Source organism: Burkholderiales bacterium (assembly GCA_023511995.1).
Lineage (GTDB): Bacteria > Pseudomonadota > Gammaproteobacteria > Burkholderiales > Thiobacteraceae > Thiobacter.
Genome location: JAIMAL010000015.1, coordinates 1 through 26,165 on the forward strand (window position 1 = coordinate 1; position 26,165 = coordinate 26,165).

The window sequence follows — 26,165 nt, forward strand, 5'->3', positions numbered from 1 at the left end:
GCCTGAACTGGAAAACACCTCATCAGGTATTTATGCAATCATACAGCCGCGTTGCACTTCGAGATTGAATCCACCAACCGATGGTGGAAGAGGGCTTGCCGGAAAGCCCCGCGCCACAGACGCTGCCCGCCTGATGCCCAGGGAAGATTTCCGTCTCATCGGGTAGGGTAAGTAGTTTGCCATGGAGCGAGTCGAAGAGCAGCCCAGCCATCTCCCGCTCGCGGCCCGCCAGATCAGGGCGGCCCACACTGCCCACGAAGAGGGTGTCACCCGTGATGACGAACCAGGGTTGTTCCCCACGCCGTTTGTCAGTAACGAGAAGGCAGACACTGTCCAGGGTGTGGCCGGGCGTGTGCAACACCCGAATGACCACGTTGCCGGCTTCGATGGTTTCGCCATCGGCAAGGGGGGTGAAGGCGAAACGCACCACACCGCGGTCACTTTCGTGCAGGCAGTAGTTCGCCCCCGTCATCTGGGCCAGCGCCCGGCCACCGGAATAGTGGTCGGCGTGAACATGGGTATCGATGACATGGGTGATGGTGACACGGGCCTCCTTCGCCTGGTCGATGAACCATTGTTCGTCACCAGCCACCACATCCACCGCCACCGCCTTGCCCAGCGTTCCACAGCCGAAAAAGTAGGAAAGGGACGCTTCCCGGGTCGAAAGTTGCCTGAAAAACATACCGCCCTCCGTGCATCGAGGTGGACACGGACTGCGTCCAATATTCAAATGATCATTTGATTGGAAAATCTACACCCCGGGGCAGGGGATGTCAAGGCAGAGGCTTTGGCAGGGTTGAGCCGGACGGCCCGGGGAGGGCGAGGGAAGGGAGAGGCGCTTGCGCTACGCGCCTTTCTCCACCGGCAGGCGCTCGGCCTTCCATTCGGGAAAACCCTCCTCCAGCCGGCGGGCGCGGTAGCCCTTCCTGCGCAGGATGGCGACAGCATCCACGGCAAACATGCAGTAGGGGCCGCGGCAGTAGGCGACGATCTCCTGGTCCTTGGGCAGGGATTTGAGGCGCTTTGGCAACTCGTTGACGGGAATGTTCACCGCCCCCGGGATATGGCCGGCGGCGAACTCCTCCGGCGGACGGACGTCGATGACCACCACGTCCCCGCGTTTCACCAGGCGGAGCAGCTCCTCCCGCTTGACGGGGGTGAGCCCGTCACGGCTGTCGAAGTACTCACGGACGATGCGCTCCACCTCGGCGAGCTGCCGCTCGGCCACCTGGCGCAGACAGGAAAGAAGCTTGGGGATGGCGGGGTCACTCAGCCGATAAATGACCTGCAGCCCCTCCCGGCGCGAGCTCACCAGACCCCCATCCCGCAGGACCTGCAGGTGATGGGAGGTGTTGGCCACCGACATGCCGGTGGCCGCCGCCAAGCCCTCCACGCTGCGCTCGCCCTGACCCAGCGCCTCCAAAAGCTCCAGCCGGCCGGGCTGTGCCAGCGCCTTGGCCACCCGGGCGAGCTGTTCGTAGAGGCGTTTTTTTGGTGGCAAATTCCCGTGCATGCAGGTATTCCACCAAATGTTTCGACCCTGCGCAAATCTGCCGCGGACCAGGACCTCTTCCGACGAGGCCTGAGAATGAGCGTGCACGCAATCTCCAGCAGCGGCGCCTTTCTTTGCGCAGTCTGCCGCCGCCACCTCGAGGCGCCCTCAGCCCCGCCGCATGCTGTCGAAAAAGTCCTAGTTGTCTTTCCTGGCGTGGAGTCGGTCCAGCAAAACGCCCTCCGCCGAGAGGTGCGGCTGCGGACGGGAAAAGCCGGGGCCCCGCCGCGCGGGGATGCGACCCGGAGCAGCCGCCACCTCGAGGCGCCCTCAGCCCCGCCGCATGCCGTCAAAAAAGTCCTGGTTGTCTTTCCTGGCGTGGAGTCGGTCCAGAAAAACTCCCTCCGCCGAGAGGTGCGGCTGCGGACGGGGCAAGCTGGGGCCCCGCCGCGCGGGGATGCGACCCGAAGCAGCCGCCACCTCGAGGCGCCCTCAGCCCCGCCGCATGCTGTCGAAAAAGTCCTGGTTGTTCTTTGTGGCGCGGATTTTGTCCAGCAAAAATTCCATCGCCTCGAGGTCGTCCATCGGATACAAAAGCTTGCGCAGGATCCAGATCTTTTGCAGGACGTCGGGCTTGAGCAAAAGCTCCTCGCGCCGGGTGCCGGAACGGTTGACATTGATGGCGGGATAGATGCGTTTTTCCGCCATACGCCGGTCGAGGTGGATTTCCAGGTTGCCGGTGCCCTTGAATTCCTCGTAGATGACGTCGTCCATGCGGCTGCCGGTGTCGATCAGCGCCGTGGCGATGATGGTGAGGCTACCACCTTCCTCGATGTTGCGCGCGGCGCCAAAGAAACGCTTGGGTTTCTGCAGGGCATTGGCGTCCACACCCCCGGTGAGCACCTTGCCGGAGGCAGGTTGCACCGTGTTGTAGGCGCGCGCCAGCCGCGTGATGGAATCGAGGAGGATGACCACATCCTTCTTGTGCTCCACCAGCCGCTTAGCCTTCTCGATCACCATCTCCGCCACCTGCACGTGACGGGAGGCGGGCTCGTCGAAGGTCGAGGCCACCACCTCCCCACGCACCGTGCGGGACATCTCGGTCACCTCCTCGGGGCGCTCGTCGATGAGGAGCACGATGAGCACCACGTCCGGATGATTGGCGGTGATGGCATGGGCGATGTGTTGCAACATCACCGTCTTGCCGCTCTTGGGTGGCGCCACCAGCAGCCCCCGCTGGCCCTTGCCGATGGGCGCGATCATGTCGATGACGCGGCAGGTAATGTTTTCCTCGGATTTGATGTCCCGCTCGAGGGTGAGCATCTCCGTGGGATGGAGAGGCGTCAGGTTCTCGAAGAGGATTTTGTTTTTGGCGTTCTCCGGCGGTTCACCGTTGACCGTATCCACCTTGACGAGGGCGAAATAACGCTCCCCTTCCTTGGGCGTGCGGATTTCCCCCTGCACCGTGTCGCCGGTATGCAGGTTGAAGCGGCGGATCTGCGAGGGGGAGACGTAGATGTCATCCGGGCCGGCGAGATAGGAGGTGTCGGGGGAACGCAGGAAACCGAAACCGTCCTGCAGCACTTCGAGGGTGCCTTCGCCGTAGATGCTTTCGCCCTTGCGCGCCTGGTTTTTGAGCAGAGCGAAGATGAGGTCCTGCTTGCGCATGCGCGCTGCGTTTTCGATTTCGTTGGCAACCGCCATTTCCACCAGTTCGGAGACGTGGCGACGTTTGAGGTCGGAAAGATGCATAGACTCGTGGCGCAGATGAGGAAGGGGTTGAATCGCGGGTGCGGAAACCGGAGACGCGGACTGCGCTCCCGGAGGAATCGGCCGGGCGCCCGTCTTGTGGTTATCGGGCGCCCGCCTTCAGGAAACTTCAGGGTGAAAAATAGACGCTTTAGAGATTACTGTCAATGAAGGCGGTGAGCTGGGACTTAGACAGCGCCCCCACCTTGGTTGCCTCGACGTTGCCATTCTTGAAGATCATCAGCGTGGGAATGCCACGGATGCCGTATTTGGCGGGCGTGGACTGGTTCTCGTCGATGTTGAGCTTGGCCACTTTGAGCTTGCCCGCGTATTCCTGTGCCACCTCGTCCAGGATGGGGGCGATCATCTTGCACGGGCCGCACCAGTCCGCCCAGTAATCCACCAGGACGGGGAGCTCGGACTGCAACACCTCCTGCTCGAAGGTGTCGTCGGTGACATAGTGAATGTGTTCGCTCATGGCATCCTCGCTTGACGAAAGACCCACCCGGAGGGGCCGGATGCGGGTCTGGGTGATGGGCTGGTTGATTGTTGTGGATTTTGTCGGGAAAACCGCAGCCTATCCTAACCAAAATCCCGCAGCTTGGGAAGCCGCGCGCGGGTTTTGCCCGCCCCCTTCGCGAAGGTTACAATGAAGCCCCTTTTTCCCTCTTGCGAGGCGTCCTGCCATGGCCTATGTCGTGACCGAAGCCTGCATCCGCTGCAAATACACCGACTGCGTGGAGGTCTGCCCCGTGGACTGCTTCCACGAGGGCCCCAATTTCCTGGTGATCGATCCCGAGGAATGCATCGACTGCACCCTGTGCGTCCCGGAATGCCCGGTGGGCGCCATCTACGCCGAGGATGACGTGCCCGAGGATCAGCGGGACTTCATCCAGCTCAATGCGGAGCTGGCCAAGGTGTGGAAAGTCATCGTCGAGCGCAAGGACCCCCTGCCCGACGCCGACGAGTGGGCGAAAGTGAAGAACAAGCGCGATCAGCTCATCCGCTGAAATCGCCGTCGGCAGGGCGCCGCCCCATGGATCTCGAGGCGCTTGCCCCCTTGACCGAGCTTGTCGCCGCCCCCACTGCCCTTAAGGAGGCGGCAGAGCGCATCATCGCCGCCCATGCCGATCTGCTTCCGGATCTTTCCCGGCTCATCGTGCTTTTGCCCAGCCTGCACGCGGCGGCCCCCTTCGCCCATGCCCTGGTGCGCGCCGCCCGTTGCCCCACGCTCGTTTTGCCCCAGCTCACCACCCTGCCCCAGCTTGCCCGGCAAATCCCCCTCACCGTGGAGGAGACGCCGGACCTGCTGCGGGAGGAAATGCTTTACGCCGCCTTGCGGGCGCAGGGGTGGTTTGCCGAACAAGACCGCTGGCAGATCACCCGGGCACTTCTGCGTCTTTTCGATGAGCTCACCCTCAGCCGGGTGGGACTGCCCGCTGACGCGGCCGGCTTCACCCAGCGCCTCGCCCAGGCCTACGGCGTGGCGGAGGGGGAGACGCTGCGCTTCGAGGCGCACCTGGTGCACACCCTGTGGCGGGCACACCATGACGCCCTCGCCGGCCGACCCGACGCCACCACGGCCTACGTGATGCGTCTTTCGCAGCTTGCCCGGGACGCAGCCCGCCCCCTCTACGGCATCGGGCTCATGGAACTTTCGCCCGTTGAAGTGGAATGTCTTTGCCGTTATGCCGAACGGCAGCCGGTGCGGCTTTTTGCCCCAGCGGTGTTTTCGGGGGAAGCCGACCCGCTGCAGGCAGTCCTTGCCGCCGCCTGGGAGCACACCAGCCCACCCCTGCAGGAACGGGGCCGGCAGTTGAAGTCAAGCCTTGCGCAGAGCCCCCTCGCGGGCAGGCTTGCGCTCTTCGGTGCCGGTAGCCTCGAGGAGGCAGCCCGGGCGGCGGAACACCAGGTGCGGCAGTGGCTTGCCGAGGGCAGGCAGAGGCTTGCCGTCGTTGCGCAGGATCGCCTCGCGGCGCGCCGCCTGCGGGCGCTTCTGGAACGGGCGCAGATTCTGGTGGAGGACGAAACCGGCTGGACGCTTTCCACCACCAGTGCCGCCAGCGTGGTGATGCGCTGGCTTGACCTCATCGCCGCCGATTTCCACCACCGGGAGCTCCTGGACTTTCTCAAGTCCCCCCTGGTGTTCGCTGATCTCGAGGCAGGCGCCCGGCGGGAAGCGGTCTATGAACTGGAGCAGCTCATCCGCTCCCGCAATCTGGTCTCGCGGCTTGACCACTACCTGGCAGCAGCGCAGGAAGGGGAATCCGAAAGCCTCCCCCTCCTGCAACGCCTTGCCGCCGCACACCGCATCTTAAGCGGGCAGGCACGCCCCCTGGGCGGCTGGTTCGACGCCCTTTTCACCACCCTCAACACCCTGGGCATCACGCCCGCATTGGAGAAGGATGTGGCGGGCCGGCAGTTGCTGGATCTGCTCGCGGACCTGCGGCAGCAGGCGGCAGCCGCCACGCACCGCTTCAGCCTGGCGGAATGGCGCCGCCTCCTCGACAGCCGCCTGGAGCAGGCGACCTTCCGTGATCCCAGCATCGAAAGTCCGGTGGTGTTCACCCATCTGGCGGCCATGCGCCTGCGCACCTTCGATGGGGTGATCCTGCTGGGCGCGGGGGAAGACCAGCTTCCTTCGCGGTCGGAGGGCGGGCCCTTTTTCAACGAGGCGGTGCGCCGGGAACTGGGCCTGCCCACTCGGCGAGAGGCAACAAGCCTCGAACGCCGCTCCCTTGCCCTGCTGCTTGCCTCAAGCCCCCGGGTGCTCGCCATCTGGCAGAAAAGGCGCGAGGGCGAGGAGGCGTTGCCAAGCCCCTGGCTCGATGGCCTGGCCACCCTGCATGCCCTCGCCTGGGGGCAGACGCTCATGGTGACGGAGGCGCCCCCCATGCTCCACGGGCATCCGCCGCAGCAGGCGGGAACGCCCCGTCCCGCGCCGCGGCTTGCGCCCCATCAGGTGCCCTGCCGCATTTCCGCCAGTGGCTACCGCAGCCTGCTTGCCTGTCCCTACCAGTATTTCGCCCGCCATGTCCTGGGTCTCAACGAGGAGGACGAGGTGCAGGTGGAGATGGAAAAGCAGGACTTCGGCAACGTGGTGCATGACATCCTTGCCCGTTTCCATGCCCGTCATCCAGGCCTCGCCGCAGCGGAACCTGAGGCCGCGGAAAGCGCCCTGCGGCGCGTGAGCGAGGAGGCCTTCGCCCCCCTCACCGCCCAAAACTACCTCAACCACGCCTGGAAATTCCGCTGGGAGAAGCTCATTCCCGCCTATCTCGCCTGGCAGGGCGAGCGGGAGAAGGAAGGCTGGCAGGTGCGGGAACAGGAGGTGGCGCGGGCGGTGGAACTGCCCCTGCGCAACGGCAGCACGCTGCTTCTCACCGGCAAGCTGGACCGCCTCGATGCCCGGCAGGGGGAGCTCGCCGTGCTGGACTACAAGACGGGTGAGGCCAGGCGCCTGAAAAAAAACCTGGAGCGGCCGGGCGAGGAGGTGCAGCTTCCCGTCTATGCCCTCCTTGCCGAAAAACGGGTGCGCATGGCGGGCTTTTTGAGCCTTTCCGGCGACAAGGTGGAGCTCGTGCCTTTCCCCCGTGATCTGGTGGCGGAAGCGGAGGCGATCGAAGCCCGCCTCATCGATCTCTTCGACGCCTTGCATGAAAGCGCGCCGCTGCGCGCCCAGGGCGTGGCGGAAACCTGCGCCCACTGCGAAATGGCGGGCCTTTGCCGCCGCAGTTTCTGGGGCGGGGAATGACGCCAGCTTCCCCCCTCACCCGCTCCGCCCTCGATCCCCGCACCAGCGTCGTCGTCGAAGCCTGTGCGGGCAGCGGCAAGACCTGGCTCCTCGTCTCCCGCATCGTCCGCCTGCTCCTTGACGGTGCCGATCCAGCGGAAATCCTGGCCATCACCTTCACCCGCAAGGCGGCGCGGGAAATGCGCACCCGCCTCAACGACTGGCTGCGCCGGCTCGCCACCGAGGACGAAGCGGCGGTCCGTGATCGCCTTCTGGCCTGGGGCCTCGCCGAGGATGAACTGGCGCAACGCCTGCCCCAGGCACGGGGACTTTTCGAGCGGGTGCTCTATGCCGATCCCGGCATCACCATCGACACCTTCCACGGCTGGTTCCTGAAGCTGCTCTCCCACGCCCCCCTGGGCGCGGCCGCCGGCGAGGTGACCCTCCTGGAACACACGGCCTCCCTGCGAGAGGAAGCCTGGCAGGCCTTTGCCGACCGCCTCGCCGGGGCGACGGAAGAGAAAGGCGCGCAGGCACTGGTCACCCTGTTTCGCGAATGGGGCCTTGCCAACACACGACAGGCGCTGGAGGATTTCCTCAACCGACGCACCGAATGGCTGGCCTTCACCGGGGGCGGGGAGGATGCCGTGGAACGCGCCATGGAAGCGCTCCACCGAGCCCTTGGCAGCCCGCCGGAAGAAGACCCCTTGGCCGCCTTCTTCCGCGGCGGGGCCGAAGAAGAGATCGCGTTTCTTGCCGACATCCTCAGCCGGGGCGGCAAAAGGGCGCAGGGTCTTGCCTTGCGGCTTGCGCGCGATGAACAGGACGATGAAAGCCGGTTTTCCGCGCTGCAAAGCGTGGTCTTCACCAGCGAAGGCCGACCCCGCAAGGAAGTGTTTGATCTCGTCGCGCGGGAAGCCGGGGAAGCGGGCACGGCGCGGCTGGAATACCTTTCCAAACGCATCCTGGATACGGCCGAGGCGCGGCTTGCGCGGCGCATCCTGCACCTCAACGAAGCGGCCTTCCGCTGCGCCACGGCCTATCTCGCCCAATACCAGCGGCTGAAGGAGGCGCGGGGGGCGCTGGATTTCGCCGACATCGAACTCTTCGCCTGGCGGCTCGTCACCACCAGCGATCACGCGGAATATCTGCAATACAAGCTGGATGCCCGCTACCGCCATGTCCTCATCGACGAATTCCAGGACACCAACCCGGTGCAGTGGCAGATTCTGCGCGCCTGGCTTGCCGCGAGCGAAGCAGCCGATCGACGCCCCACCGTCTTCCTCGTGGGTGATCCCAAGCAGTCCATCTACCGCTTCCGCGGCGCGGAGCCGCGGCTTTTCACCCTGGCCCGGGATTGGCTCAAGCTCCACTATGGCGCCATTCACCTCACCCAGGATGAATCGCGCCGGTGCGCACCGGCGGTGATCGATGTGGTGAACCGCGTCTTCGGCGCCCTGCCCGACTTCCCCCATTTCCGCCCCCACCGGGCCCATCGGCAAAGCTTGGCGGGGGGTGTGTTGATCCTGCCCCTTGCCGTGGCCGAAGAACCCCAGGCGGCGGAGGAACGGCTGCGCAACCCCCTCGTCGAACCCCTGCCGGAGCCCGTGGTGGGCCCGGCCTTGGAGGCACAGGCCCTTGCCGCCTGCCTGCGCGAGCTGGTGGGGCGTCTGCCGGTGTGGACGGAGACGGGACAGCGGCCCGCTCGCTTCGGCGACATCATGGTGCTCACCCGCTCCCGCAACCATCTCTCCCATTTCGAAGAGGCCTTCAAGGCTGCCGGGATTCCCTTCCTCAGCGCCCGCCGCGGGGGACTGCTGGAAACCCTGGAAGTGAGCGACCTGCGCGCCCTGCTGGAATTTCTCGTCTTGCCCTTCGCCGACCTGCGCCTGGCCCAGGTGCTGAAAAGCCCCCTCTTCGGCGCAACCGATGAGGACCTGCTATGCCTTGCGGGGCGAGCCGAACGCACCTGGTGGCAACGCCTGCAGGCCCTGGTGCAGGAAGGGCTTGCCAGCACACCGCTTTGCCGGGCGGCACAGCTTCTTTCCGCATGGCGTGATCTCACCGACCATCTGCCGGTCCACGATCTTCTCGACCGCATCTATGCCGAAGGCGAAGTCATCGAGCGCTACCTCCGCGCTGTGCCGCCGCCGCTGCACGCGGGCGTGGTGGCCAATCTGCACGCCTTCCTGGAACTCGCCCTCAAGGTACAGGGCGGGCGCTACCCCTCCCTGCCGCGTTTCCTGCAGGAGCTCGCCGATCTCAGCCGTGCCGGGGAGGAGGCACCGGACGAGGGCGCCGTGGCGGTTGACGACGATGCCGTGCGCATCCACACCATCCACGGCGCCAAAGGGCTGGAGGCGCCCATCGTCTGTCTCATCGATGCCCAGCACCGCGGCAACCACAACGATGCCTACCGCGTGCTGGTGCAATGGCCGCCGGAGGCGGACACGCCCACGCACTTTTCCTTCCATACCCGCAAGGACGAAGTGGGGCGCGCGCGTGCCGCCCTGGTGGAGGAGCAAACGGCCCTTGCCCGCCGCGAAGAACTCAATCTCCTCTACGTGGCCCTCACCCGCGCCCGGCAGTATCTGATCGTGAGTGCCTCCGGGCGTGGCGAGGAGGCGGACAGTTTCTACGGGCGCATCCGCGCCGCAGCACCTGCCCATCCGCTGGATCTGGCCACCCTGCCGCCACCGGCCCCCGTGGTGGAGCCTCGGCCGCCAGCGGTGGCCGCGCTTGTCCCGCCAAGCGCCACGCCAGTGGGGCGGCGTATCCTGGAGGCCGACACCCCCGCCATCCGCCGCGGCATCGCCCTGCACCGTCTGCTGGAGGTGCTGGGAAGGGGCACAGACGGGCTCAACGAGATCGCCTTGCGCCGCGAGCTCAAGCTGGACGCGCAGACTTTCGTGGCGCTTGCGGAAGAGGCGCGGCGCCTCATCACGCAGCCGGCCCTGGCGCGCTTCTTCGATCCCCGGCAGTTTTTGCGCGCCGAAAACGAACTGGCCTTCGTCAACGAGGACGGCGAGATGGGACGCATCGACCGCTTGGTGGAGTTCCGTGAGGAAGTGTGGATTCTCGATTACAAGATGGGAGAGGCGGCCTCACCCTCCCGCATTGCAGCGTACCGCAGCCAGCTTGCCACCTACCGCCAGGCGATGGCGCCCCTTTTTCCGGGCAAGGCGGTGCGCACGGCGCTGATCTTCGCCGATGGCACGCTCATGGAGCTGTCCCCCTGAAAACGCCTGCGTCGGGCAAGGCCCCTAGCGCGGGTGGGGCTTGGCGCGCCCGTTGCCAGGCGGCGAGGGTGGCCGCCATGCGCCGGTAGTGGGAGCCCGCCCAATAGACCCTTTCGCAGACAGGACAGGTCAAAAAGTCCCTTGCCGCGCGGCGCACGCCCTCGGGTAGGCGGTCGATGTCGCCGGGACGGGCGGGCTCAAGGAGCGTGTTGTCCAGCAGGCAGCGGCTGAAGGGGCGCGCCAGCCAGTCGATATCGATGAGGCGGCCAAGCCGCGCCGCCTGCTCGGCGAGGCTGCCCTGTGCCAGCACGATCACTTGCGCCTGCCCCGCCTTGTGGGCCGCCATCTGCCGGTCGAGGGTGATGAGCCAGCGGCCCTCCGCCACCGCCCGCCGCACGAGTTCCCCATCCGGCGCCTGCGCCCCGGCGAGCAGGGTGTCATGGCCCGCCGCGCGCAACCAGCGGGCAAGCCGCGCCAGCATGACATCGCAGAGGAAACGGGGCGGGTTCATGATGTGTGAGACCCGCGCGGGATCAGGCGGTTCAGTGTGCCGTCTGCCGCACATAGGCCACGGCACTCAGCAGGAAGACCAGAGACAGGACGATTTCCACTGCCGCAAGCCTTGCCGCCGGCGCCGGTTCCGTCAGGGCACGCACCACCCCTTCGGCGAAATAGGCAAGGATCAGCATGGACGCCCATTGGTAGGTGTAGCGCCGGCCGCGCAGGATGCCGAAAAGGGGCAGCAGCAAAGGCAACACCTTCAGCACGAGGAAGGAGCCGCCGGGACGCAGGGGCGCCCAGAAAAGCTCCCAGAAGAGGCAAAGGAAAATCAGGGCGGTGAGACTGACGATCGCCCCATAGTGGAAAAGCGCCATCCTCAACCCGGCGTCCTCCCGGACTGCGCCAGTTGGCGCAGGGCCTCGCGCACCCCCTCCACATCCCACACCGGTTGCGCAAAATCGAGGCGCAAAAGTCCCGTGCCAATGCGCAGGTCGAAGCCATCGCAGTCGATGCCCACCATGGAAACTTCCGCCGCCTCCACCCCCGCTTGACGGGCGTAATGGACGAGGGCGTCGCGGTGCTGGCTGTTCATGTGGTCGAGGATGTCCGCCTCCACTTCGGCAAGGCGCGTTGCCAGCGCCAGATAGTCCCCTGCGGTGACCCACACCGCGGCGCCGAAGCCGGGGATGCTGCGCAGCCGCACCGGCTCGATACGCCAGAAGGCGAAGTCGAGGGAAAGGTAATCCGCCGCCTGGGGGAAGTAGCGCAGATAGCGGGCGCGACAGGCGGGAATCTCCTCATCGGGCACCAGCCGTGCCTCACCCAGGCAGGTGAAGCGGGGCGAGGCCAGCACGTGTTCCTCAGGGGAGAGCGCCGCCGCCAGACTCAGCCGGGCATGGTAATGGAGGTTGCGGGTGTGTTCGGCCAGGGCGCTGATGAGCATGACCGGCCGGCCCTGGTGGTCGGCCACGTATTCGACGAAGGAGGCGTAGGGAAAGCCCGGCATGTCGTGGGACTGGGTGGCGATCACGCCGGTATGACAGCGGCGCACAAGCCGCCGCACGCGCAGGGCAGGATCCATGGTTTGTCTCCGGGAACGAACACGCTGATTATCGCAAAGGCGGGCGCCGCCGTCGCCTTGACGCTGCGGGAGGGCGGGTGCTACCGTCCGCGCCATGCCGCCGCGCGCCCTGCCGCCTTTGCGTTTCCTGCGTTTCGTCCTTCGCCGCTTTCTCCGCGACCGCTGCCCGCAGACCGCGGCCGCCCTCGCCTACACGACCCTGCTCGCGCTGGTGCCGCTGATCACGGTGGCGCTTGCCGTGCTCGCCGCGTTTCCCGTTTTTGGCGAGCTGATGACCGCGCTCAAGGTCTTCCTCCTCACCCACATGGTGCCCGAAATCGCCGGGCGCATCATCACCGTCTACATGGTGCAGTTTTCGGAAAAAGCCTCGCGCCTCACCCTGGTGGGCCTCTTTCTGCTGGTGCTCACGGCGCTGCTCCTCATGCACGCCATCGAGGAAGCCTTCAACACCATCTGGCGCGTGGCCAAACCCCGACCCCTTGTGCAGCGTTTCCTCAGCTACTGGGCGGTGCTGACCACGGGACCCTTGCTGTTGGGCGCAAGCCTTTCGGTGACCTCCTATCTCGCCTCCCTTTCCCTGGGCTACGCCAGCCAGATTCCCTGGCTGGGGGTGCATCTGCTGCGGCCGCTGCCGGCGCTCCTCATGGCCCTCGCCTTTGCCCTGCTCTACACCCTGGTGCCCAACCGCACCGTCGCCTTCCGCCATGCCGTGGTGGGGGGGCTCGCGGCCGGCATCGGCTTTCAGGTGATGCAAAGCGCCTTCACCTGGTACGTCACCCACTTTCCCACCTTCCGCCTGGTGTATGGTGCCTTCGCCGCGCTACCCATCTTCCTCGTCTGGCTTTACGCATCCTGGCTGGTGGTGCTGCTGGGAGCGACCCTCACCGCAGCGTTGCCCGCCTGGCCGGGTGCCGAGGAGGGCAATAATCTGCCCGGCTGGCGTTTCGTCGCCGCGCTGGAATTGGCAGGCCGCCTGGTCCTGGCGCAGCAACAGGGTGTGCCCCTCGCTACGGCTGCGCTCCTTGGCCCCCCGGCAGCAGCCAGTGATGAGCGGGAGGCGCTGCTTCCCCGCTTGGCCGAGGCAGGGATCGTGGCCCGCACCGACGACGGGCGTTGGCTACTCGCCCGGCCGGCCTCCGCCATCACGGTGGGGGAGCTTGCGCGCCTCTTCCTCTGGGATGGCCGCGTGGCGGCGGAAAGCAGCAACACGCGCATCCGCCACTTCCTCGAGACGCTGAACCACGCCGCAGAGCCGGCCTTGGCGCAGAGTCTCGGGGAGCTCTTTCTTTCACCCGAATCCGTCAGCTGAAGAGGAAGATTTCGAAGCTGTCGGTCTGCTCCAGAAGCTGCCGGGCACGCACGATGCGCGTGCCCTCCGGCGTGCGCAGGGTGAGCTCCCGCTCCGGCAGGAAAGTGCCCCGCGCCGCCAGGAGCCGCTCCGGCTGTTTGAGCTGGGGCATGGCAGGCAGAAGCAGCGCCGGCTGATGGGGGGTCTCCGCGGCCGTGATGGTGGGGCGCACCGCCACCGGCACCGCCCGCGGGGAGAGGAACTGGGCGCCGAGCTGGATGCGCTCCGGCGTCTCGCTGCGAATCCAGCGCACCGCGGCCACACCCCACTCGTTGCCACCCGTGCGCAGACCGATCACATCCCCGACGCGGATGCGGGTCACACTGCGCGGTTCGTTGGCCAGCGCGATGCCGCCCGCACTCTCGTTGACCACATGCCAGGTGGTGCAGCTGTAGGTCACATGCTGCCCCGTGCGTTCCCCCCCATGGGCCACCTGCACGGTGATTTCCACTTCGTCCGCCGTCTCCGGCACTTCGTCGGTAACCCCCCCTTCCCCGGCCAGGGTATGGTAGAGGGCCGACAGTCCCGTGCAGATGAAGGCCGAGCCGCCCGCCCCCAACCGCTGGAAGGTGCGTTTCGGCCCCAGCCCCCACAGGGTGAGCAAGCGTTTCAACAGGCTCAATGCCGCCGCCTCACCCGCCACTTCCGGCAATCCCGCCGTCACCGGTGAAGTGCCCCTCTCCACTGCCTGCAGCGCATCGTGCAACCGGCGCACGAAGGGCAGCGTGTTGAGCAGAATGTCGCTGCGCGTGTCGGTGGAACCCGTGTGGTGGGCAAGCGGCCGCGGCGGTCTGTCCTCGTCCAGGCGCACCAGGAACAGGCCATGGGGTGTGGAGGCCGGCGCCAGCGGCTGCAGGAGCGCAAGCTCCGCGGTGCGCGCAAGATAACGTCTCACCAAAGCAAGCTGGCCCTGCAACAGACGGTAGGGATCGGCAAGCGCGGTGAGGAGGATGCGCTTGTAGGTGTGGTTGACACTGCCACCCCCTTCCTCCGGCGGCAGCGGCGTTTCGTGGTGGTTTTCCCGCGCGGCGTACCAATAGACCTGGTGGATCTCGCCCCACAGGCCGGCGGGGGTGGGGGCGTAGGTCTCGTAGCAGATGTCGAGAATATCGCCGAGCCCTTCCAGAATGCGCTGGCAGGCCAGGGGCGCGAGCTTCTGTACCCCTAGGGCGAGGCGCCGCTGGCTTAGATCCAGCAACACCAGCTTGTAGCCGTTGGTGAGCTCGGACAGCACCTCCCGCGCCAGTTGCGCCGAATGTCTTGCCCGCTCACCCAAGGGCAGGGGCCGGCCTTCGTATTCCTGTTTCAGCGCCGGCAGCAGGGCATGGATGGTGTGCCGGTACTGCTCCAGAAAGCGCAGCCGTGCCTCTTCCGAAAGCCGCACGGCACGGCTTGCCACCAGGGCGTCGGCGAGCTTGCGCCCCGCCTCCAGGGCATTGGCAAGGGGCAGGGATTCCAGCCATTCCTTCACCTGGCGGGGTCGCGTCTCCAGGGCAATGCCAGACTGCGCCGTCACCCCGGGAATGGACAGCTTGAGCGTCATGAGGTGCTCCCCGCCTTTCCTCGCGTTTCCAAACGCGGGGATTGTGACACAGGGGGAAAGCGGCGGGCAATTGGCGCCCCGCCGCAATCAGCTCACCGCTGCCCTCTGCCGGAGGCAGAGGTGGACGCGGCAACGCTTCGCGTTGTGGCCCATTACCGCAGCCGGACCAGGGCGCGGGTGCCCCAGGCCGTGATCACCAGGGCCCAGACGATCACCGGCCCGGCGGGCAGGTCCCAGCGGGCGGAGGCCAAGAGCCCCAAGGCATAGCCGAGACCGCCGGCGAGGATGCCCCAGGCCACGCCACGGCGCACCGGCATGCCCCGCACCGCCAGCGCCGGCACGATGAGGCTGGCGAAGACGAGGTAGACGCCCACCATCTGCACCGAGGCGGTGACGGCACAGGCAAACACTCCGTAGAAGGTGAGCCGCCAGGCCCGCCCCGCAAACCACAGCGCAGCCAGCAGGACGGTCACCACGGCGAGAATTTCCACCTCGGACCACCCCACCCACAGAATCTGCCCCGCGAGCATGTCCTGCAAATGTTCGCCGCCGTGGGGGTGATGGGCGAGCAGCAGCATGCCGGCAGTGGCCGCCAGTACGAAGAGGACGCCGATCAGGGCCTCCTGCACTTGCGGCCAGCGCCGCTCGGCGTGGTTGAGGAGCACCGCACCCACGAGGGCGGCGGTCACCGCCACCGCCTGCATGGCCACGCCATGGGCCTGCCAGCCGGCCAACCCGGCGATGAGCACGCCCAGGGCCGCAAGCTGCGCCAGGGCGAGATCGACGAAGACGATACCCCGCGCCAGCACCTGCAAACCCAGGGGCACGTGGGTGAACAGCACCAAAAGCCCAGCAAAAAAAGGCGGTGCAAGCCAACCCCACTCGGCGGCATTCATCCCTGGCTTCCCGCAGCAAGCAGCCGGCGCAGGATGTCGTCGAAGAGGCTCGTGAGATCGCGGGCTTGCGGGCTGCCCCCGACGGTGGCGGGAAGGGCCACGGCGGGGATGTGGGCGCGGCTTCCAAGCCAGTCCGCAGCCCGCTCATCCTGGTAGGTGGCACGCAGAATGAGGCGCGCCGGTTGCTGCCGCAATCCCTCCAGCACACGGCCAAGGTGGGCCGCGGAAGGTTCGATGCCCGGCTTGGGTTCCAGCACCGCCACCTCCTGCATGCCAAGCCAATGGAGGAGATAGGTGAACACCTTGTGATGCACCACCACCGCGACACCCTTCAAGGGAAGCGCCTGGCGTTCCCAGTTGGTGATGGCTTTGAGCCAGCGCTGGCGGAAGTCGGCAAGCCGCGTCTCATAAAGGCCACGGCCGGTGGCATCCAGCTCCCCCATGCGCACTGCCAGGGCTTCCGCCACGCGCAGAATGTTGCGGGGGTCGAGCTGGATGTGGGGGTTGCCCAAAGGATGCACATCACCTTCCGCGCGGTCGATGCGGCTGGGCACTTCGAGGAGGTTCACCTGGCGCGCCGCCTCGAAATAACCCGGCTGGCCCGGCTGGATACGGGGATTGGCCGCCTGGCGGATGACCAGGGGCAGCCAGCCGACCTCCAGGTCCGCGCCCGTGCACAGCAAAAGATCGGCGTTGCGGGCGCGGGCGATGAGACTGGGGCGTGCCTCGATGCGATGGGGATCCATGAGGCCGCTGGTGGCCTCATAAACCGTCACCCGCTCGCCTCCCAGTTCCCGCACCAAGGCCCCCCATTCGGGTTCGCAGGCGAAAACGCTCAAGCCCGCCCGCGCCGGCAGGGCCGTAAGCGCAAGAAGCAGCAACACGATTCTCAGCATGACGCGTCTCCTTTTCCCAATGGCATCAGAAGGCATGGGCGCCGTGGGCACCCAGGGAAAGCACGTATTGCAGAAGGAGCTGGTTGTCGGTCTGATCCCGCCGCGCCTCGTCCCGCGACAGTTGCAGGCGGAAACGGCTGTACTCCGAGGGGCTGTAATCCGCCATCAGGCTCACGCGCCGTGGATCGTGGCGCGCCAGAACCGGAAGCTGTCCCCCATTGGCTCCCGCTTCAACGGTGCCCGCGGAAAGCCGGTCGAAACGCAGGCCCACCCGCCAGCGCGGCGCAAACTGGTAGACGCCCTGGGCATACCAGCCCGACTGCGCCCGGCGGAAGGCGTCGGTCACAGGGTGGCTCAGGTCGTAGGTGAGGTCCCCCTGCTCGCGGCTCCGGTAGTACTCGCCCTGCAGTTTGAAGTTGCGGTACTTGGGATTTCCTTCTGGCGCCCACTTCCACACCAGGCTCGCCACCCATAGCCGGGAACGGCCGCTGAAGCTGTTTTCCACCCAGTTGCCGTTGACATCCTCCGCCTCGAAGCGCCGGTCCTGGGGCCGCTGAGAGAGAAAGCCCAGGCCCGCAAGCCAGGCGTGACCCACCCCCGCATCGCCCCCCAGCCGCGCCGTCAGGGCCCACGCCCCGACGCCGTTTTTGTTGCGCTTCGCCCCCGGGAAGGCCGCGCCACGACCCGCTTCCAAGCCAAGCTGGAAAAAGGTGTCGGTGGGCAAAAGCCACTTGAGCTGCACCCCGTCCTCAGCACGATTGCCACCGAGAAATGCCTGCTGCGCATAGGGCGGATCGACGAAATCCCAGGCATGGGGATGCTGCTCGTTGATATAGCCGATGCCGGAATAGAAGCGCCCGGCCTTCAGGGTGAAGCCGGCCGGCAGGGCCAGGGTCTCGAGATAAGCGTTTTCCACCGCCACCTCGTTGTCGGGTGAGGCAGCCAGCATGAATTCGCCCCGCAGATAGGGGTCGATGTTGGCGGAAAGCAAAAGCTCCGACTCCCCCAGGCTGAAACTCCGCTTGCCCGGCCAGGTTTCCGCGCCACTGGGAAGAAAGCCATCGAGGCGCCAGGTGGCGGGATCGCGCTGAAGGTGGGCATAGGTGCCGGACAGAATCAGGGAGATGGCCGGGTTGAAGGCCGTCGCCGGATTGCCGGCCGGCTCTTGCCGGGGTGCGGCGGGCTTCTGCTCCGCTTCGGCCAGTCTTGCCTCGAGGGCAGCGATGCGTGCTTCGTACTGACGCTTGAGGGCTTCGATCTCGGCGCGGATCGCCTCGATATCCGATTGCGGCGCAGCCAGGGCGAGACAGGGCAGCACGGCCATGGCGCCGCCCGCGCAGAATTGACGCAGGGACATGGTTCCTCCTTGCTCGAATGGTTTCGTGACGGACACCCCTTGCGCGGGGCAAGACGACGAAACGTCAAACGGCAGGAGGCGCGCGTGCCTGGGGTGCGGAAAGGAAGCGGGAGGAGAAACTTTCGCCGGCGGCTGCGGCAGAAAAGCCAGTTTCCACCGGCACAGGAAGGACAGCAGGCTTGGCCGTCAACCCGGCACCCAGCGGCGCCTGGGCCACACACTGCTCACAGACTTTGTCCGGGGGAAGCTGCTTTTCCGGTGCCGCCCGCCCACCGCTGAGGTGCTGCAGGGCATGGGCCCACAGCCCCGCCTGGGCAAACACCAGAAAAGCCGCGAGCAATAAAGGCGAAAGGAAGCGTTGCACGGGGGACCTTTTAGGGGCTTCGAATTATAGCAGCCTGCCGGACTTATTGAGCTTATGAGTCCAGTACCTTTGGCACTCGGGTTGATGTTCCGGTAGGCAAGGATAGCGGAGATTGCGGCTGCAATCAGGGCTGGGGCGTCTCCAGCACACGGGCGCGGCCGCTTGCGGGATCGAGCCAGAGGTGAAGCTCGCAATATTCCGTCTGCGGTTCCACCGGCGTGGGATCATCGGCACAACTGCAGCCAGCGATGATGCCCTCATAGAACACGCCCACGCGGATGAACACCCCATCGTCTCCGGGACGATGGGCAAGCACCACCACCTGATGGGGTCGGTCCGCCACATGGCTGGTGTGGGTAAGCGCCGCCTCAAGCGGCAGGGCGTCGGCGGGCAGGGCCTCCAGTTCGGCCTTGAGCACCTCAGCGAATTCGGCCGTGCCCAAGGCACGCGCAGCCGCAGGCAGATTCAATTCACGCGACATAGCAACCCCTTGAGATAAGCCGCCTCGGGAAAGGCGAGGTGCACCGGATGATCCGGCGCCTGGGTGAAACGTTCGACGATGGCGGCTTCCACCCCCGCGTCCAGGGCGCTTCCGGCAACGATCTTCTGGAAGAGTTCCTCCGACACCCCGCCGGAACAGGAGAAGGTGGCAAGCCAGCCACCGGGCTCCAGCAGTTTGAAGGCGAGCAGGTTGATGTCCTTGTAACCCCGCGCGGCCTTTTCCACCTGTGCCGCCGTGGGGGCGAACTTGGGTGGATCGAGGATGATGAGACCAAAGCGCCGGCCCGCATCCCGCAATTCGCGCAGGACGCGGAAGACGTCACCCTCCACCCAGTCCGCGGCTTGCGGCGGGAAGCCATTGTGGGCGGCCTGGCGACGCCCCCAGGCCAGTGCTTCGGCGGAACTGTCGATGGAAGTGACCTGAACCGCCCCCTGCGCCAGAGCGTGCAGGCTGAAGCCCCCCGTATAGCTGAAGCAATTGAGCACGCTGCGGCCGCGGGCAAGCCGCCCCACGCGCAGCCGGTTCAAGCGTTGGTCGAGGTAAAAGCCGGTCTTGTGCCCCCGCTGAACGTCCACGAGAAAGCGCAAACCGCCCTCCTCGATTTCGATGACCGCCGGCGGCGCATCGCCTCGTAACGGGCCCACCCGCGGGGACAAGCCTTCCAGGGCGCGCACGTCAACATCGGAGCGTTCGAACACCCGGCCAACCCCCGGCAGGGCGAGGAGGGCATCGGCAATGACCTCACGCCAGGCTTCCGCCCCGGCGGTGGAAAGCTGAAGTACCACTGTGTCGCCGTAGCGGTCGGCAATCACGCCAGGCAGACCATCGGATTCGCCATAGACCAGGCGACAACAGTGGGGATCGAGCGCCGGGTGGCTGCGGGCAGCGACACTGGTGGCGATGCGGCGGGCAAAGAAGGCCGCATCGATCGTCTCCTCGCTGCGCCAGGACCAGACCCGGGCGGCAATTTGCGAGCGGGGATTGTAGGCGGCCCAGGCGAGAAATTCGCCGGAAGCCGAAACGAGGGCCACGGTCTCACCCGCCTCCGCCTTACCCTCAACCCGCGCAATGGCACCGGAAAACACCCAGGGGTGGTGGCGCTTCAGGGATTTCTCGCGGCCCGGGACGAGGATCAGGCTGGCGGTCATGGAAAGCTTCCGTTTTACTCCCCGCGGGAACAGACGCGGCGTTTCTTCGCTAGGCCTTCTTCTTCGCCCGGGGATGGGCCGCGTCGTACACCTTGGCCAGATGCTGCCAGTCGAGATGGGTATAGACCTGGGTGGTGGCGATGTTGGCATGGCCCAGCATTTCCTGCACCGCCCGCAAATCGCCACTGGATTGCAGCACATGGGAGGCGAAGGAATGGCGCAGCGTGTGGGGATGCACATGCTGGCCAAGTCCCAGGCGCTTTGCCCAGTGTTCGAGACGCAACTGCACCGCGCGCGGCGTCAAGGGATCGCCGCGCCGGCTGACGAAAAGGGCGGAAGCCCGGGGCGCAGCCCAACGGTCGCGCACGGCAAGCCATGCCCGAAGCGCCGCCAGGGCATGGCGCCCCACGGGCACCACGCGGGTTTTCGCCCCCTTGCCGGTGACGCGCGCCTCCCCCGCCGCCAGGTCCACGTCGCCCACCGCGAGCGCCGTGAGCTCCGACAGGCGCAGACCGGAGGAGTAGAAGAGCTCCAGCATGGCGCGGTCCCGCCGGGCAAGGGGGTCGTCCCCTTCCACCTCCATGAGGCGCGCAGCGGCATCCGGTGACAGCGCGGCGGGCAGCTTCTTTTCCGCCTTGGGGGCGCGCAGCCCCTGGCAGGGATTGTGGGGCAGTCCCCTTTCCCGGGCAAGCCACCGGTAGAAGGTGCGCCAGGCGGAGAGCATGCGCGCAAGGGACCTGCCGGACAGGCCCCGCGCGTGCAGCACGCCGAGGAAACGCCGGATGTGATGCACACTGAGCTTGGCAAGGGGCGTGTCCCCGGCCAGCGCGAGGAGGGTTTCCACATCACGCCGGTAGGCGGCCACGCTGTGCGCGGAAAGCCGCCGCTCGTTGGCGAGATGGCTGAGAAAGGCCGCCAGGGCCGGGGTTTCAGGCGTGCTCACCCGGCAGATAACGCTTGAGGGCCACGCTGATGAGCTCCCCCAGCCGCTTGAGATAGAGGGTGCCCATGCCCTGATAGAAACGCTGGGGGTCTTCGCTCGCCAGCACCAGGAAGCCGAAGACGCGCTCCGCGCGCAGGGCCACCATGGCGAAGGATTTCAGGCGCGAAGCGTGTTCACCAAACCAGGTGCCCGTCTCATAGAGGGCATGGGAGCCACATACCGGATTGGCGAGACTTTCCGCATAGACCCGCAGTTCCTTGCTGGTGCCGGAAAACTCGCTGAGTTCCGGATGAAGGTTCTGTCCTTCCCACAGCCGCATGGCCACGTGGGGGACGGCAAAATCCTCGCGCAGGTTGTAGTGGATGGCCTGCAGGGTGGATTCGAGACTGGTGGCCATCAGGAGCGCCAGGCTGAAGCGATGCACCCGCTCGCCCAGGGCGTCGTTTTCCTCGCCGAACTGGATCAGCTCCCGCAGCTTGGATTCCAGGAGGGCATTCTTGTCCCGCAGGGCGATGAGCTGCCGCTCTGCCAGCGAGATGGTGCGTCCGCCGTGGGGATGGGGAATGTTGATTTCCGTGAGCAGGTGCGCGTGGGTTTCGAAGAATTCCGGATGCTCCCGCAGATAACGCGCCACGTCTTCCGCTTCCAGTTTCATCGTGCTCCTTCGTCCTGTGCGTGCCAGCGATGTGCGCAGTATAAAGCAAGCGGCGAGCCCGGCGTATCGGCAAGCTCGATCTCACCATCGAAGACCGTCACCGCCGGCCCCGTCATCAGCACCGGCCGGCCATCGCCCGCCCAGCGGATGGTGAGGTCCCCGCCACGCATGCTGACGCGCACGCGGTGATCGAGCAGGCCACGGGTGATGCCCGCCACCACTGCGGCGCAGGCACCGGTGCCGCAGGCCAGGGTTTCGCCCGCGCCTCTTTCCCACACCCGCAGGCGGATGTGATCGCGACGCACCACTTCCATGAACCCGGCATTGACCCGGTTGGGGAAGCTCGGATGGTGCTCGATCAATGGCCCATCGTGGGCCACCGGCGCGTGGGCGACGTCCTCCACCACCTGCACCGCGTGGGGATTGCCCATGGACAGCACCGACACCTCGACGATTTTCGCCCCCACACTCAACAGGTAGGTGGGTGCGCGGCGGTCGGTGAGAAAGGGCACGGCCTCCGGCTCGAAACGGGGCACACCCATGTCCACCGTCACCTGCCCATCGTCCTCCAGCCGCGGCACGATGATGCCGGCGCGGGTCTCGACGCGAATCTGTTTTTTCCGGGTGAACCCCTTGTCATGCACAAAGCGCACGAAGCAGCGCGCACCATTGCCGCACTGCTCCACCTCACCGCCATCGGCGTTGAAGATGCGGTAACGGAAGTCCGCATCCGCCACCGTCGGCCGTTCCACCAGCAGAATCTGGTCACAGCCCACACCGAAATGACGATCGGCGAGAAAGCGGCATTGCTCCGGCGTGAGCGCAACCTGCTGGTGAATGGCATCGAAGACGACGAAGTCGTTGCCCAGGCCGTGCATTTTGGTGAAGCGAAGCGGCATGTTCATTCCCCGGTGGGCCGCAAGTAGCTGAAACCGGCGGGGGCTTCCAGGCGGGTGTCGCCGGCAAACAGGGTGAAGTGGAGTATAACCGGCGGCGCGCCGTCATACTCCACTTCGTAGCGGTCAAGGAAAGCGCGCCCCCGCGGCGCATCCGGGTGGACGAAGAAGCAGCAGGGGCCGAGACTGCGGTAGTGCACCACCTCTCCGTGGGGCCCCCGCAGTGCGTTGAGATAAGCCCACTGGGCGCCGTAATCGCTGCCGGCGCGGATGGGATCGTCGCGCCCGCCATAGCCCGGATCAGTGGCCACGCCGGTCAGGCGCGCCACGCCGGCGGCAAGCTGCCGCCGCAGCTCCCGCAAGGCAAGGCCCCGGTCGGGCGTGTCCGGCAGGGCCAGCACGCGCAAAAAACGCTGCGCCCGCACATGCCCCTGACGCGCCGCGAGTTGGAACCAGGCACGGGCCTCGTCCACGTTGGCCGACAATCCCCGCCCATCGAGGAGCAGACGGCCAAGGAAATACTGGGCTTCCGCATGCCCCTTCTCCGCGGCGCGGCGCAGCCACAGCGCCGCTTCCGGAAAATCCCGGTGGGCTTCGACGCGGATGTGGTAGAGCCCCAGTTGGAAACAGGCCTCGTCGCTGCCGCTTTGGGCGGCGCGGCGCAGCCAGGTGACAGCCGCGGCAAGATCCTGCCCTTCCCCTTCCGCCTCGAAGAGCTGGGCAAGGGCCAGCGCCGCGGGCACATGCCCCGCCTCCGCCGCCCGCTGCAGGAGGTTTTGCGCCTCTGCCCGGTCCTGCACCAGTCCCTCGCCCTTGCGATACATCTCCCCCAGCACATACATCGCCTCCGGCACGCCCCTTTCCGCGAGAGGCGCGAGGCGGACGAAGGCCTCCGCGTAATCACGCGCGTGGTAGGCGGTGATTCCCTGGGAAAGCTCATCGGCACGCACCACACCGATGGCAAAGAACGCCGCAGCAATGAGCCGCCCCGCCTCACGCCCCAAGATACGCCACATGGTCCTTGTAGATGCAACGGTCCATGACCACGAGGAGCCCCGCTGCGCGCGCCCGCTCGGCCGCCGCCTCGTTGACGATGCCTTCCTGGATCCAGATGGCGGGAATGCCAAGGCGGAGGCATTCATCGACGATGGCATCGAGGTGTTCCGCGGCGCGGAAGACATCCACCAGGTCGATTTTTTCCGGCACGTCGGCAAGCCGCGCATAGGCCTTCTCCCCCAGCACTTCGGCCACGCCGGGCCGCACCGGGATGATGCGATAGCCGAGCGCTTTTAGCGCGCGCGCCACCTTATGGCTGGGACGATCCGGCTTGGGGGAGAGTCCCACCACGGCAATGGTCTTCACGCGGGAGAGAAGATCGCGGATCACCTCCGGCGGCGGATTGGAAAAACCCATCAGGATCCTTTCGCGGGCGACAAGCGGCCCCAGGCCACCCAGTGCCGATCGCTCACCACTTCCACACGCCAGTCATCGAGGCCGGTCTGTTTCAGTTGGGCGGCGACTTCCTCCGGCGTGTAGGCGGCAAACAGGGAGTTTTCGAAATCCCGCCGCAATACCGGCGGCGCCGCCCCGCAATGCCGTGCCACGAGTTCCTGTGCCGCTGCGGGCGAGGAAGGCCGCATCAGGTCCATGACGAAGCCACACGCCCCCGGCCGCCCGGCAGCGCGCATGCTCTGCCACAGCACCATGGGGTCGGCAAGATGATGCAGCAGGCTGTTGGAAATCACCGCGTCGAAGCCGCCGGGAAGCGCCGCCGGCAGCCGCACCTCGGCAAGCCGGACGCGGCCGGTGAGGCCTTCTTCCTCGAGCCGCCGCCGCGCCCAGGCCAGCATCGCGGCCGCACCGTCCAGCGCGGTGATCCCGCAGCGGGGATACGCTCGCGCAAAACGCACCGTCACATCCGCCGGCCCGCAACCCAGATCCAGTACCTGGCCTTTCTCGAAATCCGGAAAGCGGGCGCGGAAGTGGGCGACGAAGGCCTCATGGGGTTCGGCAAAATTCGCCTCGGCATAGGCGCGGGCCTGTTCCGCATCGTCCATCAGTTCGGGTTCGGGAATGCGGGGAATCACTTTGCCTCCGTGTAGGGGGTTGGCAGACCCTGCGGCCGGGTCTTGAAGCGCTTGTGCAGCCAGAAATACTGCTCCGGCATTTCCCGCACCCGCGCTTCGATGAAGGTATTCATGCGACGGGTGTCGGCCTCGACATCATCGCTGGGAAAATTCTCCCACGGCGCATAAAAGCGCAGCACATAACCCTGACCACCGGGCAACTGGCGGGTCACCACCGGCAACACCACCGCCTGGCCGAGACGGGCGAGCCTCGAAAGCCCCGTGATGGTCGCCGCCGGAACACCGAAGAAGGGCACGAAAATGGAATCACGGGGACCGAAATCCATGTCGGGCAGATAATAAAACGGTACGCCAGCGCGGATCACCTTCACCACCTCCCGTACACCGTCCTGGCGGGAAAACAGCCGTTGCTCGTTGAAGCGGGTGCGGCCGCGCAGAAGCAGGCGGTCGAACACCGGATTCTTCTGCGCGCTGTACATGGAAGCGGCGTTGGCTTCCAGCGCCAGGCGCGCCCCACCCATGTCCAGCCCCACGAAATGGGGAGCGAACCAGATGACGGGGCGGCCGCGCACCGCCTGCCAGTGTTCCACGCCCTCCATGCGCACCAGGCGGCGGATGCGGTCCGCGGACGACCACCAGAGAATACCGCGTTCCAGGAAACTGCGGCCGAAGGCGCGGAAATGGCGGCGCACCAGGCGTTTGCGCTCATTGGGCGAGAGCTCGGGGAAACACAGGCCGATGTTGATCTCCGCCACCCGCCGGCGCTCCCGCCCCAAAACGTAGAAGGCAAGCCCCAGCGCCTGGCCCAGAGGATTCTGCCAGGCAAGGGGCAGGAAATGCACCAGCCAGACGAGAAAAATGCCCAGGCGCACCATCATCGCGGCTTGCTGGGTCCCTTGTAGCGGTTGTAACTCCACAGATACTGCCCCGGGCAGCTGCGCACCAGGGCTTCGATGGCCGCGTTGAGGCGCCGGGCGTCCTCCACCGGCTCGCCGGTGAAAGGCAGCGGCGGCGGTGTGATGGTGAGGGCATAGCCTTTCCCCTTCGGCAGACGCCGCGCCACGGCGAAGAGGACCGGCGCACCGCTTCGCTGCGCCAGTTTCGCGGCCAGGGTCATGGTGTAGGCGGGCCGGCCGAAAAACGGTGCCCACACCCCCTGCCCCGCCGCTGGCACCTGATCCGGCAGGATGCCCACCGCCTCACCCCGCGCAAGGGCGGCCAGAAGCTGGCGCACGCCACTCAAGTCCGTGCGGGCAAGCTTCAGCCCCCCGCGGCTGCGGCCCGCTTCCATCAGGCCCGTGAGGCGGGCAAGCTTCGGCGGACGGTAGAGCACCGTCAGCGCAAGCCGGCTTGCAGCGTAGAGCGCGGCCCCCTCGAAGCAGCCGAGATGGGGGGTGAGGAAGATCACGCCCCGGCCGCCCGCCTGCGCCGCCTCCACGTGCTCCCAGCCCTCACAGGTGGCAACGAGGCGCGCCACTTCATCGAGCGGCCGTCCCCACAACACGATGAGTTCGCCCAACGCCTTGCCCGCCTCGGCCACCGCCTGCCGGCGCAGTCGTCGCAGCGCCCGCGCATCCGGTGCGATGCCGCTATTTTGGAGATTTTCCTTGAGTCGCCGGCGATAGCGGGGGGAGGCGGCCCAGGCGAGATAACCCAGGACGGCGCCGCAGGCGTGCCAGAAGCGCAGGGGCAGCCGCGCCGCGAGTCTCAGCGCAAAGGCCATGACACGGCCGCG

The 26,165-nt window shown here is 66.6% G+C and carries 26 protein-coding genes; 4 read left to right on the top strand and 22 right to left on the bottom strand.

Going from position 1 to position 26,165, the window contains the following annotated elements:
* Nucleotides 1–22 precede the first annotated feature (22 nt).
* From K6T56_08680 to trxA, 4 genes are all read right to left on the bottom strand, one after another.
* Nucleotides 23–682, bottom strand: coding sequence for an MBL fold metallo-hydrolase (locus K6T56_08680; protein MCL6556418.1), 660 nt, complete (start codon nt 680–682; stop codon nt 23–25).
* A 162-nt stretch (nt 683–844) separates the two neighbouring features.
* The gene (locus K6T56_08685) at nt 845–1,513 is read right to left on the bottom strand and encodes a metalloregulator ArsR/SmtB family transcription factor (protein MCL6556419.1); all 669 of its coding nucleotides are present in this window, start codon (nt 1,511–1,513) and stop codon (nt 845–847) included.
* 471 nt (nt 1,514–1,984) lie between these two features.
* Nucleotides 1,985–3,244, bottom strand: coding sequence for a transcription termination factor Rho (gene rho, locus K6T56_08690; GenBank protein MCL6556420.1), 1,260 nt, complete (start codon nt 3,242–3,244; stop codon nt 1,985–1,987).
* 148 nt (nt 3,245–3,392) lie between these two features.
* Entirely contained in the window at nt 3,393–3,719 is a 327-nt protein-coding gene (gene trxA, locus K6T56_08695; GenBank protein MCL6556421.1) for a thioredoxin TrxA, read from the bottom strand.
* Nucleotides 3,720–3,927: 208 nt separating this feature from the next.
* Here trxA and K6T56_08700 point away from each other — a divergent pair, with 208 nt between their 5' ends.
* From K6T56_08700 to K6T56_08710, 3 genes are read left to right on the top strand one after another with little or no spacing between them, the layout of a single operon-like run.
* Nucleotides 3,928–4,251 (top strand): ferredoxin family protein, encoded by a 324-nt coding sequence (locus K6T56_08700; GenBank protein ID MCL6556422.1) that lies wholly within the window; start codon nt 3,928–3,930, stop codon nt 4,249–4,251.
* Nucleotides 4,252–4,277: 26 nt separating this feature from the next.
* Nucleotides 4,278–6,995, top strand: coding sequence for an exodeoxyribonuclease V subunit gamma (locus K6T56_08705; GenBank protein ID MCL6556423.1), 2,718 nt, complete (start codon nt 4,278–4,280; stop codon nt 6,993–6,995).
* Nucleotides 6,992–10,213, top strand: a complete 3,222-nt coding sequence (locus K6T56_08710; protein ID MCL6556424.1) for a UvrD-helicase domain-containing protein — start codon at nt 6,992–6,994, stop codon at nt 10,211–10,213. Before K6T56_08705 ends, K6T56_08710 begins: the two co-directional genes overlap by 4 nt.
* Here K6T56_08710 and K6T56_08715 read toward each other — a convergent pair.
* The 3 genes from K6T56_08715 to K6T56_08725 are packed head-to-tail and all read right to left on the bottom strand — an operon-like array spanning nt 10,194 to nt 11,795.
* Nucleotides 10,194–10,724, bottom strand: coding sequence for a Mut7-C RNAse domain-containing protein (locus K6T56_08715; GenBank protein MCL6556425.1), 531 nt, complete (start codon nt 10,722–10,724; stop codon nt 10,194–10,196). The two genes, K6T56_08710 and K6T56_08715, sit on opposite strands and share 20 nt — an antisense overlap.
* Before the next feature lie 31 nt (nt 10,725–10,755).
* Nucleotides 10,756–11,088 (bottom strand): DUF2069 domain-containing protein, encoded by a 333-nt coding sequence (locus K6T56_08720; GenBank protein MCL6556426.1) that lies wholly within the window; start codon nt 11,086–11,088, stop codon nt 10,756–10,758.
* A gap of 2 nt (nt 11,089–11,090) precedes the next feature.
* On the bottom strand, nt 11,091–11,795 hold the full coding sequence (locus tag K6T56_08725) for a DUF2470 domain-containing protein (GenBank protein MCL6556427.1): 705 nt from the start codon (nt 11,793–11,795) through the stop codon (nt 11,091–11,093).
* A 94-nt stretch (nt 11,796–11,889) separates the two neighbouring features.
* Between K6T56_08725 and K6T56_08730 the strand changes: the two genes are divergently transcribed.
* Nucleotides 11,890–13,104, top strand: a complete 1,215-nt coding sequence (locus K6T56_08730; protein MCL6556428.1) for a YihY family inner membrane protein — start codon at nt 11,890–11,892, stop codon at nt 13,102–13,104.
* Here the strand turns inward: K6T56_08730 and K6T56_08735 are convergent.
* The 15 genes from K6T56_08735 to K6T56_08805 form a co-directional block, all read right to left on the bottom strand.
* Nucleotides 13,097–14,686, bottom strand: a complete 1,590-nt coding sequence (locus K6T56_08735) for a hypothetical protein (GenBank protein MCL6556429.1) — start codon at nt 14,684–14,686, stop codon at nt 13,097–13,099. The two genes, K6T56_08730 and K6T56_08735, sit on opposite strands and share 8 nt — an antisense overlap.
* A gap of 152 nt (nt 14,687–14,838) precedes the next feature.
* On the bottom strand, nt 14,839–15,582 hold the full coding sequence (locus K6T56_08740; GenBank protein MCL6556430.1) for a metal ABC transporter permease: 744 nt from the start codon (nt 15,580–15,582) through the stop codon (nt 14,839–14,841).
* On the bottom strand, nt 15,579–16,478 hold the full coding sequence (locus K6T56_08745) for a zinc ABC transporter substrate-binding protein (protein MCL6556431.1): 900 nt from the start codon (nt 16,476–16,478) through the stop codon (nt 15,579–15,581). Before K6T56_08745 ends, K6T56_08740 begins: the two co-directional genes overlap by 4 nt.
* Before the next feature lie 25 nt (nt 16,479–16,503).
* Nucleotides 16,504–17,835, bottom strand: a complete 1,332-nt coding sequence (locus K6T56_08750) for a hypothetical protein (GenBank protein ID MCL6556432.1) — start codon at nt 17,833–17,835, stop codon at nt 16,504–16,506.
* 64 nt (nt 17,836–17,899) lie between these two features.
* Nucleotides 17,900–18,199 (bottom strand): hypothetical protein, encoded by a 300-nt coding sequence (locus tag K6T56_08755; protein ID MCL6556433.1) that lies wholly within the window; start codon nt 18,197–18,199, stop codon nt 17,900–17,902.
* 124 nt (nt 18,200–18,323) lie between these two features.
* Entirely contained in the window at nt 18,324–18,680 is a 357-nt protein-coding gene (locus K6T56_08760) for a hypothetical protein (GenBank protein ID MCL6556434.1), read from the bottom strand.
* Nucleotides 18,665–19,849, bottom strand: a complete 1,185-nt coding sequence (locus K6T56_08765) for a class I SAM-dependent methyltransferase (GenBank protein ID MCL6556435.1) — start codon at nt 19,847–19,849, stop codon at nt 18,665–18,667. The genes K6T56_08760 and K6T56_08765 overlap by 16 nt, the downstream gene beginning before the upstream one ends.
* Before the next feature lie 49 nt (nt 19,850–19,898).
* Nucleotides 19,899–20,867: a tyrosine recombinase XerC gene (gene xerC, locus K6T56_08770; protein MCL6556436.1), complete on the bottom strand. Its 969-nt coding sequence runs from the start codon at nt 20,865–20,867 to the stop codon at nt 19,899–19,901.
* On the bottom strand, nt 20,779–21,447 hold the full coding sequence (locus K6T56_08775) for a DUF484 family protein (protein MCL6556437.1): 669 nt from the start codon (nt 21,445–21,447) through the stop codon (nt 20,779–20,781). Before K6T56_08775 ends, xerC begins: the two co-directional genes overlap by 89 nt.
* A complete protein-coding gene (gene dapF, locus K6T56_08780) occupies nt 21,444–22,346 on the bottom strand; it encodes a diaminopimelate epimerase (protein MCL6556438.1) in 903 nt (300 codons plus the stop codon). The genes K6T56_08775 and dapF overlap by 4 nt, the downstream gene beginning before the upstream one ends.
* A 2-nt stretch (nt 22,347–22,348) precedes the next feature.
* Complete coding sequence (locus K6T56_08785; protein ID MCL6556439.1) at nt 22,349–23,359, bottom strand: sel1 repeat family protein; 1,011 nt, start codon at nt 23,357–23,359, stop codon at nt 22,349–22,351.
* Complete coding sequence (locus K6T56_08790; protein MCL6556440.1) at nt 23,337–23,756, bottom strand: CoA-binding protein; 420 nt, start codon at nt 23,754–23,756, stop codon at nt 23,337–23,339. The genes K6T56_08785 and K6T56_08790 overlap by 23 nt, the downstream gene beginning before the upstream one ends.
* Nucleotides 23,756–24,430, bottom strand: coding sequence for a methyltransferase domain-containing protein (locus K6T56_08795; GenBank protein ID MCL6556441.1), 675 nt, complete (start codon nt 24,428–24,430; stop codon nt 23,756–23,758). The genes K6T56_08790 and K6T56_08795 overlap by 1 nt, the downstream gene beginning before the upstream one ends.
* The gene (locus tag K6T56_08800; protein ID MCL6556442.1) at nt 24,427–25,308 is read right to left on the bottom strand and encodes a lipid A biosynthesis acyltransferase; all 882 of its coding nucleotides are present in this window, start codon (nt 25,306–25,308) and stop codon (nt 24,427–24,429) included. The genes K6T56_08795 and K6T56_08800 overlap by 4 nt, the downstream gene beginning before the upstream one ends.
* On the bottom strand, nt 25,305–26,153 hold the full coding sequence (locus tag K6T56_08805) for a lysophospholipid acyltransferase family protein (GenBank protein ID MCL6556443.1): 849 nt from the start codon (nt 26,151–26,153) through the stop codon (nt 25,305–25,307). The genes K6T56_08800 and K6T56_08805 overlap by 4 nt, the downstream gene beginning before the upstream one ends.
* Nucleotides 26,154–26,165: the final 12 nt, after the last annotated feature.